Consider the following 11,335-nt stretch of genomic DNA (forward strand, 5'->3'; position numbering starts at 1 on the left):
TTTTGCTACAAACTATCACGTTACATTCATTAGATGCTATTTAGGAATAGCGCTTGGCATCGCGTAGCAGTGAGCTTAAATCTAAACCTTGTATATCAGCGAGTGCTTCCAAATCGTTGGAATTTCGCGGGGGTAGTTTCTTAAGTCGCTCTCGTTCAGCTTTCTTTTGTTCTACTTTCTGTAACAGCTTGTTATGAATGGCGTCCAATTGCTCTGATGAAAGTGAAGCGAGCCGACTGAATAACTCATCTTCAGTCATGTGGGAATTGATCACTCCGAAACAGCAAAAAAATCGAAAGACAGTATAGCAGAACTGGATGTTATACGACCAATAACTTATGTGAAATCCTATTAGTGGAAAGTAAGTTTTCAGTTTTGTTGAAAGTTGAGAGGATTTTTATTGTTTGGCTTTTGGTTTTTGTTTGCCTGTTTGCTTGAGAGTTAGGCGTTACGGGTGTTTTACCCATTATTAATGACTTGGCACATTCTTTGTAAATTGATTCTGCAATAACAAAAATAATTTCAAGACAGAGTCGGGTGTGCTGTAAATGATAGAAGATACGCTCTATCAAGATAAAAATGTGCTTATCCTCGGAATAGGCAATATCCTCTGGGCGGATGAAGGATTTGGTGTACGTTGCGTTGAAACGCTAAATCAAAACTACCGCTTTTCAAATAAAACCAAGTTAATGGATGGTGGTACACAAGGAATTTACCTTGTGCAACATGTTCAAGCCGCTGATGTACTTGTCGTGTTTGATGCCATCGATTATGGCTTGGAGCCGGGTACGTTAAAAGTCATCCATGATGATGATGTGCCTAAGTTTATGGGGGCTAAACAGATGAGCCTCCATCAAACTGGTTTTCAAGAAGTGTTGGCTATGGCTGAGTTTACTGGAAGCTATCCAAAGCACTTACTCCTCATCGGTTGTCAGCCTGTTGAATTAGAAGACTTTGGCGGCAGTTTGCGTGAATCTGTTCGCGTTCAAATTGAGCCTGCCATTCAGATTGCTTTGGCTTACCTTAAAAAATTAGGTGTTGAGCCAATTGGTGATAACTGCACTCCTGAAGAGTTAGCCCCAGGTGAGTTGGGGTTGAATTCGTATGAAGGTGGTCGTCCATCTGAATATGAAGCTTTTCGGCAGGGTGATCCACGATTTATTAAATCGACCGAAGGTACCAGTTAATGTGCCTTGGCATACCAATGAGAATTGTATGCTGTGATGGATTATCGGCGGAGTGTGAAAATGGGGATCAGATTGAGAGAGTCGATCTATCTCTATTAGGTGAACAGCCTACTGGAACTTGGGTTTTGGTTTTCCTTGGTGCTGCTAGAGAAGTATTGAGCGAGCAGCGAGCAGCCGAAGTTCGAAATGCACTCATTGCAGTTCAATCCATCATGCAAGGTGATGCTGCCGATGTTGATCGGTTGTTTTCTGATTTGATTGAACAGCCGCCGCAGTTGCCACCGCATCTTCAGAATAATAACTAAGAGAGCTGGATATGACTTCTCCACTGATAGAACAGTTGATTGAAGAAAAGGGCTACCCGCTTCTGAACGAAGATAACTTCAATAGCTTCATTAAAGATCAAGAATTCACCGTTTTGTTTTGTACAGAGCAGGCTCATCGTTTTCCAGAAAGTAATGATGTAGCTGTGATATTGCCTGAATTGGTAAAGCGATTCCCCAAATTATCACCAGCGATTGTGGCACCTGAATATGAAAAAAAGGTGCAAGGGCGTTACAACTTTACCGTATGGCCTTCATTAGTGTTTTTAAAAGAAGGGCGTTATTTAGGGACGATCAGTAAGGTTCAAGATTGGGATATCTATCTTGCAGAAATCCCGAGTATTCTAGCCTTAGAACCTCGTCGCGATCCAGGTATTGGCATACCAGTGGTGGTTAACCCTGTTCAATCCGCTTGTGGTCAGTAAAAGGTGAGTAATATGGAAAACAATGGTATCCCTCTAGTAAATGTTCCAATGGGGCCGGGTAGCCAAGATGAAGGCGAAATGGTTTTGGACTATATGAAAATGCCTTCGGAAATGGATAGTTATGATATTCCCATCCTGCCTGAACCCGAGCAGGCCTCTGAGTGCCCTCAAGCACTGGCTGTATTAGAGCAACTGCAACATCACCTTAAAACTTATCGTATTGGTAATGAACCTCCCGTAATGTTGCTATCAGCGCTCCCCGAGCCTGATTTAGATCTGATAAACCAGATTCTGGGTGAAGGTGAAGTAAGTTTGACCTTATCGGGTGAGACCGAAGTTAAAGCGCAAGAAACCGTTTTAGCAGGTGTATGGCGCTTAAGGGAATTCGATAAAAACGGCGATGTTGTACGTGAATCTATTGAAGTTGCTGATGTGCCAGGTGTCAGCCGTGAGCAAGCTTTTCAATCAGGTCAGCCTTTGAATACTGAGCAGTTGCAGATTCCAGAAGGTGTGTTGAATGCTCCATCTGTACTAATTGAGATTGGTGAGGCTTCGACAGTCTACAGTATGCAAACTGAAAAACCTGAAGCGCCACATGTTATCAATCTATCACTTCTGCCATTCTCGCCCCAGGATCATACCTATCTGGATCAAGTGGTAGGACAAGGGCCAGTTACAATTCTATCTCGAGGTTATGGGAACTGTCGTATTACCTCAACTCAGGTTGATGGTTTATGGCGAGTGCAGTATTTCAATAGTACAGATCAACTGATTTTAGATACGTTAGAGATCACTGATATCCCTCTAGTAGCTTGTGCAGCGCCAGAAGATCTAAATGATTCTTATGAACGCTTGATCGAGATTCGTGAGGTTCTGGTATGACGAGCTATCAAGGTTTTGAAGGCAGTTATTTAGGTGATAGCGATCGCATAGACAATGATGCACGTTTAGAGTGCAAAATTTGCTGGCATGTTTACGACCCTGCGGAAGGGGATAATGTATGGCAAATCCCTGCTGGAACGCCTTTTAGCCAACTGCCAGATCATTGGCGCTGCCCCGAATGTGATGGCGAAAAAGATCAATTTATGGTCGTGGAAGGATAAAGTGAATTTCTTTCAACAGCTAAAAGCGAATTACGAACAGGTCGCGATCACGATGGCAGAGCTGGAGTTTTATAACCCCGCTTTGCAAGTTGAAGTTGTTGAAGGTGCTGTTTCAGAAGCGAGTAAGTTAGCTGTACTGATCACCCCTTGGTGTATGAACCTGATTCTGCTCTCTGAAGAAAATACAGAATATGATCAGGCTCAAGTGGGGAGCAAAAAGATAGTATTACTACCTTCGGGTAGCTATGAATTTTTGTATGCTGGAAGTGAAGTATTAGGAGCTTATGGTAGCTGCTCATTGTTTTCTCCAATGTTTGAGTTTGAAGATCAAGAAACTGCAGTTTTAACAGCGAAAGAAGTTCTGAAGGCTGTGTTAGAAGTTGAAAATTGTGGTAAGACAGATCTGCAATTAGCTAAAGAAACTCAACAAAGAGAGCGGGAAGAGAAAGCACTGAAGGCTACTGCTGATAACCACAAAACTAAAGATGGCTTAAGTCGGCGTAAATTTATTACAGCTGCCTTAACTGATGAGCGTTAGGTGATTTTATGGACGCGAGCATAAATCTTGCTGGTAAGATCAATGTCGGGGTGGATTATCTTGATGGTTATATCCGAAAGGTAAATGTGCAATCCTCGCGCCCGACAGAATTAACGCGTTTACTGGAAGGCAAAAGTCCCGATGAAGTTATACAGAGGGTTCCATTACTTTACAGCCTTTGTAGTTGTGCTCAGACCATCGCTGCGTTGATGGCGATTGAGTCTGCTCAAGGAAGGCTACCAGATTTGCAAGTATTACAAGCAAGAAAACTGCTACTTCTTGCTGAGACTACCAAAGAGCTTGGTTTACGTTTAGGGCGCGATTGGCTAGATAGCGCTAATCTGCTGAATTTACCTGAACTCTTAAATTGGTTTGCAGACTTTAGAACACAGCTTGCTTGGTGTTTGCAGATAAATCCCAGTGTTCCGGAAAAGCGTTTTCCGCTACCGCGTTTTATCAGTGAGCTTGAAGGAATGTTGAAAAATATTACCGGGCCTGATGAATTGCAGTTTAAAGAAGCTGTCTATGTGCAAAGCCAGACGCACCCGATCGGAAAAGCGGTTGCAGATCTGAGTGATAAATATGATGGCATTAGCTTAGGACCAGCTTGCCCTGAAATGGATCTGTCGAGTGACTATTTGGATTGGCAACTAAGCCTGAGAGGCCAAAGTTTCTGTGCCTTACCTCAAGGTGAAGGTGGTTGTTTCGAAACTAGCATCTGGACACGAAATTGTAAGCGTTCGATGATTAAAGAATCGAACCTACTTACGATTAATCCCATTGCTCAGAGGTTTTTGGCATTGTTGTTAGAGTTAAAAGCGATGCCTCATCGACTGCTACAAGTAGATGATGAAGAGTTGATTAGATCTGATAAGCCTGGTTTCGCTTGGGTGGAAGCGGCAAGAGGGGCTCTGATTCATCGAGTGACCATGACGATAAATCCCAATGGTGATGAGCAGATCAGTCAGTATCGGATTATTGCGCCAACGGAGTGGAATTTTCATCCACAAGGAACTCTTGTCAGTATGTTAGAAGGGGTAAAGGTCCCTGAAGATAAAGCAGCGGATTTAGTGGGTAAACTAATATTATCAGTAGATCCTTGTGTCGCTTATGAAGTTGAGGTCAATTAATCGTGCATGAGATGTCGATTGCAGAAGGCATTGTCCAAGTGCTGGAAGATCAAGCCAAAGAACAACAGTATGATCGAGTTAAAACTGTTTGGCTGGAGCTTGGCCCATTATCAATGATAGAAACAGAAGCGTTAACGTTTTGCTTTGAAGCGGTAACGCGCAGCACCCTAGCTGAGGGAGCTGAACTAAAAATAATAAAGATACCCGGTGAGGCATTCTGTATGCAGTGCTTGAAAAACGTTCCAATTAGTCAACGCTATGACAGCTGTCCGGAGTGCGGCAGCTACCAACTTCAGGTCGTCCAAGGGGACGAGATGCGAATTAAAGAGTTGGAGGTGGAATAATGTGTACGGTTTGCGGTTGCGGTGAAGGTAATGTAAAGATCGAAGGTCAGCATACACATGCGCATTCTCATCACGAGGGCGCTCATCATGATCATTCTCATAGCGAGCATACGCATCATCACGGGCATGATGACAATGTTATAGAGAAACAAGGTGAGGATCTGCATTTTGGTAAAGGTCCTGCTCATGCCCATGTGGCGGGTATGAGCCAAAGCCGAATGGTACAGATCGAGCAGGATATTTTAGGTAAGAACGATCGTTACGCTCAGATCAATCGCGCCCGTTTTGAAGCGCAAAGCCTGTTTGTATTAAACCTAGTCTCTAGTCCGGGGTCAGGTAAAACTACACTTTTAACCGAAACCATCAATCGCTTAAAAGAATCGCGTAAAGTAGCAGTGATTGAAGGTGATCAGCAAACGGCAAATGATGCTGATCGTATTCGAGAAACAGGCGTACCGGCAGTACAGGTAAATACGGGTAAAGGCTGCCATTTAGATGCTCATATGGTGGGTCATGCTTTAGATAACTTGGACGACCTTCAAGGTGGCTTTCTATTTATAGAGAATGTCGGCAACCTTGTTTGCCCAGCAGCATTTGATCTTGGTGAAGCGCATAAGATTGCTATTTTGTCTGTGACCGAGGGTGAAGATAAACCACTCAAGTATCCAGATATGTTCCATGCTGCAGATATTATGATTCTAAATAAGACGGATCTGCTGCCTCATTTAGATTTTGATGTGGATAAATGTATTGAATTTGCTCGTCAAGTAAATCCAGACATTAAGGTATTGAAGCTATCCGCTAAATCCGGTGAAGGAATGCAGGAGTGGCAGGACTGGTTAGAGCAAAACCGAAAAGGGATGATTCAAACACGGATTGATCAGCTAAAGTCTGAAATCCAGCAGTTTGAGGCCCTTCTCTAATGCCGACTCGAAAACGACCCTTAATATTGTGTGTAGATGATGAGGTACGTTCTTTAGAAACTTTAGAGCGTACCTTAGATGAAGAATTTGATGTTCTGACAGCGACAGGTGCGGATCAGGCGTTTCATCTGCTAGAGCAACATACATTTCATGCCATTCTCTGTGATCAGCGTATGCCAGGGAAGACCGGTGTAGAGTTTTTAACTGAGGTTCGTGAGCGTTGGCCGCAAACGGCACGACTAATCCTATCCGGTTACACTGATTCTGAAGATATCATTAAAGGCTTAAATGAAGCCGGAATCTTGCAGTACATCACTAAACCTTGGCACCCAGACAACCTTCTGCTTATTCTTCGTGGAGCTTGTCGTCTGTATGAATTACAGAATGAAAATGAACTACTGTCGATGGAGATGCGTCACTCCGCTTCTCAAGTAGAGCAAAATGTTAAAGAGAAAAAACAGCATCTCAAACAGACTTACCAATTGGATGAAATTCGCAGACATTCGACGAGTCCATTAAACGACCTGTGTGAACAGGCCGCGAAAATCGCTCCTTATGATGTCTCGGTATTGGTCACAGGCCCTTCTGGTGCAGGTAAAGAATTGTTTGCTCGCGCGCTTCATTACAACAGCTTACGAGCAGAGCGCCCTTTTGTAGTGGAAAACTGTGGTGCTATGCCGGATGAGTTGTTAGCTTCTGAGTTATTTGGTCATAAGAAGGGCTCGTTTACGGGGGCGATTACAGATCATGTTGGTTTGTTTGAACGCGCTGATGGCGGCACGATTTTTCTAGATGAGATCGGTGAAATTAGCCCCGCTTTTCAGGTGAAATTGTTACGTGTTCTACAGGAACGAGAAGTTCGTCGCCTAGGCGAACACCAGCGTAGAAAGGTTAATGTCCGTGTAGTGGCTTCTACCAATAGAGACTTGGAAGAGGAGGTTCGAGCGGGCCGATTTCGACAGGATCTATACTTCCGCTTAGCTGAAGTGACCCTTGAGTTACCCGCATTAGAACGTCGTGCAATGGATATTCCGGTGCTTGCTGAGGACTTTTTAGCCAAGTCTGTGCAAGAGTTTGATAAGCCTGCAAAAGGTTTTACAGAAGAAGCGTTAGATTGTATGCGTCGTTATTGCTGGCCGGGTAACGTTAGGGAGCTACAGAACGAAATTCGTCGCATGTTGGTGTTAGCGGAAGAGGAATGGTTATCTGCAGATCTATTGAGCCCTCGGGTGTTGAGAGCGGCTCCAGTTGAAGAGACTGCAGAAACAGAAGTGCTCGCATGCTTGGATGGCACATTAAAAGAGCGCATCGAAACCTTGGAAAAACGAATTCTAAGGGAAACACTTATTCGTCATCGTTGGAATAAAAGTCAGGCTTCAAGGGAGCTTGGATTGTCCCGAGTTGGACTTCGCTCCAAGCTGGAACGTTATGGTCTGAATAAAGATTTCCATTAAAAGATCAGAGCATGAGTATGGCAGTTTCAGCGTTGCATATAGAGATTCGAGGTCAGGTCCAAGGGGTTGGTTTTCGTCCCTTTGTGTATAACCTCGCGCAACGCTTTGGGGTGATCGGATCTGTGGCGAATGGCCCAAAAGGAGTGAGTATCTTTGCTCAAGCCGATAAACTTCAACTTGATCAGTTTGTTTCTCAGTTGGCGTCTGAGCAACCTTCGATGTCAGAGATAGAATCTCTAAATGTTACCTCTATTGCAGTAGAACCAGGTCTGACCCAGTTTAAAATCATTCAGAGTGAGCAGGGAGATCTCGATCTTTCTGTTACACCGGACGCTGCTGTATGTCAGGACTGTTTAAGTGAGCTGTTCGATCCAAACAATCGCCGCTATCTATACCCGTTTATTAATTGTACTCACTGCGGCCCCCGCTACAGTCTAATCACAGCTTTGCCTTATGATCGTCCGAATACCACCATGGCAAAGTTTCAGCTGTGTCATCGTTGTGATTCGGAATATACCGATCCTGTGGATAGACGATTCCATGCCCAGCCTACTGCATGTGATGAATGTGGCCCGCAACTCAGCTTTTATTCTGACGATGGGCAACAATTGCAGTGTGATGATCCAGTTGCGCAAACAATTGAATTGATCCAACAGGGCAATATAGTTGCGATAAAAGGTGTGGGAGGTTTTCATCTAGCTTGCGATGCTCGAAACCCAGAAGCAGTTAGACGGTTACGAGAGCGTAAACATCGCGATGAAAAGCCTTTAGCAGTCATGGCGGCTAACCCTGGATCTTTGCAGTCCTATGTTGAGCTAACGGATCAACGGGTACAAAGACTCAAAGCGATGGATGCTCCTATCTGCCTTGTACCAAAAAAACAAAACTCTGATTCATTACCTGAAGAGTTAGCACCTGATCAAGCGTGGCTAGGTGTGATGCTACCTCATTCGCCTCTACATTATTTGCTGTTTTACAAAGCTGCAGGCAGCCCAGACGGAATTCAATGGCTCGCGGAAAAACAGGATCTACTCTTGGTAATGACCAGCGCAAACCGCAGTGGCAACCCTCAAGTAATCGACAACGCAGAAGCGCTAACTCAACTGCAGGGGATAGCTGATGGCTATCTGATGCATGACCGTGATATTCACACCCGTTGCGATGATTCTGTAGTGTCGATGTTTGCTGAACAAGGTGGTGAGCTGGTTAGGCGTGGCCGTGGATTGTCGCCGCAATATATTAAGTTACCTTTCGAAGCTGATGCGCAGTTACCTTCTGTTTTGGCGGTTGGCGCATATTTTAAAAATACGATCTGCTTAACCAAAGGCAATCGAGCATACGTATCGCAGCATATAGGTGATCTTGATAACCCTGAGTGTTGCCGCCAGCTCAATCATACCGTCGAGCAATTAAGCGCTATGTTGGACATCAAACCTGAACTCGTGGTTGCTGACCTGCATTCTGAGTTTTACAGCACGGGGTTTGCGCAACGTTTTAGCAAGCAGCATCAGATCCCTATGTTGAAGGTACAGCATCATCACGCTCATATTGCTGCAGTTGTAGCAGAGCATGGCATTAAAGAGCCTGTCATTGGTTTAGCCCTAGATGGTTTGGGCTTGGGTGATGACGGTACGCTATGGGGCGGAGACTTATTTAAGGTTCATAAAGCTGATTATCAGCGCCTATCCAGTTTGAACCCAATTCCTCTGCCGGGAGGAGATAGTGCAGCAAAAGAGCCATGGCGGGTAGCTTCAGGTGTATTGTTTCAGTTAGATCGAGCAGAGCAGATTGAAGAACGTTTTGGTGATCACAAAGCGGCTGCAATGATCAGCCAGCTGTTACAGAAAAATATTAATACGCCAATGACCACAAGTGCAGGGCGTGTATTTGATGCTGTCGCTGCTTTATTGGGACTGAAAGAGAAAAATAGCTACGAGGCGCAAGCAGCCATGGCGCTTGAATCCGCAGCTTATCGTTACCTTAAATTACAGCCATGGCCGAACGAATCATTACTGATTGATACGAAGCAGTCTCCTTTAAATTTAGAGCCATTATTTGCCCGTCTGCTTGATTGTGAGGATCAAGGGTATGGTGCAGCCTTGTTTCATCAGCAGCTAATTACAGCGTTATCTCGCTGGGTGGCTGATAGCGCAGTAAAAGAAGGGATCAATAAAGTTGTCTTAGCGGGAGGCTGTTTTTTAAATCAGCTCCTGCTTCAAGGAATTACCGAGCAGTTAGAAGCTCAAGATTTACAAGTCGTTACGGCTCGAAAACTGCCATGTAATGACGGTTCTATATCGCTAGGGCAAGCGCAGATCGCGTTAGAAAGAGCTAACTTGGCTCGTCAAAACATGCATAAGAACGACAAGAACAAGAACAAGAACAAGAACAAGAACAAGAACAAGAACAAGAACAAGAACAAGAACAAGAACAAGAACAAGAACAAGAACAAGAACAAGAACAAGAACAAGAACAAGAACAAGAACAATGAGAGAGAGTCGCTATGTGTTTAGCCATCCCTGTTCGTATTGAAGAAATTATTGATACCGAGTCTGCAATTGCAGATATAGGTGGGGTGAGAAAAGAGATCAATATAGCGCTGATTGCCGATCTGGCCGTAGGAGACTACGTCATCATGCACGTAGGCTATGCGCTTAATAAGATAGATCCAGAAGAAGCTGCGAGAACCCTAGCGTTGTTTGCAGAGTTAGACGAACTTGAGCAGCAACAAGCGATAGAGGCATCACAATGAAGTATGTTGATGAATATCGCGATGGCGCACTAGCTCAAGAGATTGCAGCCAAGATTAGTAAAGAGGTCGATCCTGATCGGGATTATCACTTTATGGAGTTTTGTGGCGGTCATACCCATGCGATCTTCCGTTATGGAATTCCTGATCTGCTACCTAGCAATGTGAAAATGATCCACGGCCCAGGTTGCCCGGTGTGCGTTTTGCCGATTAATCGTTTGGATTCAGCTATCGAATTGGCGGTTACTCATAAAGTTATTCTCTGTTCTTATGGCGATATGCTGCGCGTGCCGGGGTCGCGTAAACGTAGTTTGCTAAAAGCTAAAGCGGAGGGTGCGGATGTACGGATGGTGTATTCCTGTATGGATGCGCTGCGTATTGCGCAAGATAATCCAGACCGAGAGGTAGTGTTCTTTGCCATAGGTTTTGAAACTACAACACCGCCGACCGCTTTGGTGATTAGACAGGCACAAAAGCTTGGTTTGAAGAACTTTACCGTCTTTTGTAATCACGTTCTGACCCCTGCTGCTATCAGTAATATATTGGAATCTCCAGAGGTTAGAGAACTGGGCATTCTGCGCTTAGATGGTTTTGTTGGACCGGCTCATGTAAGTACCGTGATTGGTTCACAGCCTTATTACTATTTTGCCGAAGAGTATCAAAAGCCTGTGGTCATAGCGGGGTTTGAGCCGCTGGATGTGTTGCAGGCGATCTTAATGTTAGTAAGGCAGGTTAACGATGGTCGTGCGGAGATTGAGAATGAATTTTCCCGCGCAGTGACTTATGAAGGCAATGTTCAAGCGAAATCCATCGTGGCAGATACCTTTGAACTACGTCGCTCATTTGAATGGAGAGGCCTCGGTGTTGTGCCTTATAGCGCTTTGCGTATTAAAGATGCCTTTGCCGAATTTGATGCTGAAAAGCGTTTTACGGTTGAGTATCGCAGCACACGAGAAAACAAAGCTTGTGAATGCGGTGCAATCTTACGCGGCGTTAAATCCCCTCGGGATTGCACTTTGTTTGGCGATCCTTGTACACCAGAGAACCCTTTAGGGTCTTGTATGGTATCCAGTGAAGGTGCTTGTGCGGCTTATTACAGCTACGGTCGTTACCAAGAAAATACCTTCGCATCTGATAAAACCCACCCCGCAGCCTGATT

General features: G+C 44.6%; 14 protein-coding genes. 13 read left to right on the forward strand and 1 reads right to left on the reverse strand.

Annotation, left to right across the window (positions count from 1 at the left end):
* Positions 1-40: 40 nt before the first annotated feature.
* Positions 41-274 (reverse strand): hypothetical protein, encoded by a 234-nt coding sequence (locus ACMXYP_RS05255; RefSeq protein WP_415883966.1) that lies wholly within the window; start codon positions 272-274, stop codon positions 41-43.
* Positions 275-548: 274 nt separating this feature from the next.
* Between ACMXYP_RS05255 and ACMXYP_RS05260 the strand changes: the two genes are divergently transcribed.
* From ACMXYP_RS05260 to hypD, 13 genes are read left to right on the forward strand one after another with little or no spacing between them, the layout of a single operon-like run.
* Positions 549-1,187, forward strand: coding sequence for a HyaD/HybD family hydrogenase maturation endopeptidase (locus ACMXYP_RS05260; RefSeq protein WP_415883967.1), 639 nt, complete (start codon positions 549-551; stop codon positions 1,185-1,187).
* Positions 1,188-1,204: 17 nt separating this feature from the next.
* A complete protein-coding gene (locus tag ACMXYP_RS05265; RefSeq protein WP_415883968.1) occupies positions 1,205-1,492 on the forward strand; it encodes a HypC/HybG/HupF family hydrogenase formation chaperone in 288 nt (95 codons plus the stop codon).
* 11 nt (positions 1,493-1,503) lie between these two features.
* Complete coding sequence (locus tag ACMXYP_RS05270; protein WP_415883969.1) at positions 1,504-1,935, forward strand: hypothetical protein; 432 nt, start codon at positions 1,504-1,506, stop codon at positions 1,933-1,935.
* A 12-nt stretch (positions 1,936-1,947) separates the two neighbouring features.
* Positions 1,948-2,817: a hydrogenase expression/formation C-terminal domain-containing protein gene (locus ACMXYP_RS05275; protein WP_415883970.1), complete on the forward strand. Its 870-nt coding sequence runs from the start codon at positions 1,948-1,950 to the stop codon at positions 2,815-2,817.
* Positions 2,814-3,038 (forward strand): rubredoxin, encoded by a 225-nt coding sequence (locus ACMXYP_RS05280; protein ID WP_415883971.1) that lies wholly within the window; start codon positions 2,814-2,816, stop codon positions 3,036-3,038. Before ACMXYP_RS05275 ends, ACMXYP_RS05280 begins: the two co-directional genes overlap by 4 nt.
* A gap of 1 nt (position 3,039) precedes the next feature.
* Positions 3,040-3,576: a [NiFe]-hydrogenase assembly chaperone HybE gene (gene hybE / locus ACMXYP_RS05285; RefSeq protein WP_415883972.1), complete on the forward strand. Its 537-nt coding sequence runs from the start codon at positions 3,040-3,042 to the stop codon at positions 3,574-3,576.
* Positions 3,577-3,584: 8 nt separating this feature from the next.
* Complete coding sequence (locus ACMXYP_RS05290) at positions 3,585-4,706, forward strand: nickel-dependent hydrogenase large subunit (RefSeq protein ID WP_415883973.1); 1,122 nt, start codon at positions 3,585-3,587, stop codon at positions 4,704-4,706.
* An 11-nt stretch (positions 4,707-4,717) separates the two neighbouring features.
* Positions 4,718-5,050 carry a hydrogenase maturation nickel metallochaperone HypA gene (hypA, locus tag ACMXYP_RS05295; protein ID WP_415884644.1) on the forward strand — a complete coding sequence of 111 codons (333 nt, stop codon included), beginning with the start codon at positions 4,718-4,720 and terminating at the stop codon, positions 5,048-5,050.
* A complete protein-coding gene (hypB, locus tag ACMXYP_RS05300) occupies positions 5,050-5,973 on the forward strand; it encodes a hydrogenase nickel incorporation protein HypB (protein WP_415883974.1) in 924 nt (307 codons plus the stop codon). Before hypA ends, hypB begins: the two co-directional genes overlap by 1 nt.
* Positions 5,973-7,427: a sigma-54-dependent transcriptional regulator gene (locus tag ACMXYP_RS05305; RefSeq protein WP_415883975.1), complete on the forward strand. Its 1,455-nt coding sequence runs from the start codon at positions 5,973-5,975 to the stop codon at positions 7,425-7,427. The genes hypB and ACMXYP_RS05305 overlap by 1 nt, the downstream gene beginning before the upstream one ends.
* 11 nt (positions 7,428-7,438) lie before the next feature.
* Entirely contained in the window at positions 7,439-9,940 is a 2,502-nt protein-coding gene (gene hypF / locus ACMXYP_RS05310) for a carbamoyltransferase HypF (protein ID WP_415883976.1), read from the forward strand.
* Positions 9,931-10,179, forward strand: a complete 249-nt coding sequence (locus ACMXYP_RS05315) for a HypC/HybG/HupF family hydrogenase formation chaperone (RefSeq protein WP_415883977.1) — start codon at positions 9,931-9,933, stop codon at positions 10,177-10,179. The genes hypF and ACMXYP_RS05315 overlap by 10 nt, the downstream gene beginning before the upstream one ends.
* Positions 10,176-11,333 (forward strand): hydrogenase formation protein HypD, encoded by a 1,158-nt coding sequence (hypD, locus tag ACMXYP_RS05320; protein ID WP_415883978.1) that lies wholly within the window; start codon positions 10,176-10,178, stop codon positions 11,331-11,333. Before ACMXYP_RS05315 ends, hypD begins: the two co-directional genes overlap by 4 nt.
* The last annotated feature ends 2 nt before the right edge of the window (positions 11,334-11,335 follow it).

Origin of the sequence: Neptuniibacter sp. QD34_54, assembly GCF_047778055.1 — a bacterium.
In the GTDB taxonomy this organism is placed as follows: Bacteria; Pseudomonadota; Gammaproteobacteria; order Pseudomonadales; family Balneatricaceae; genus Neptuniibacter.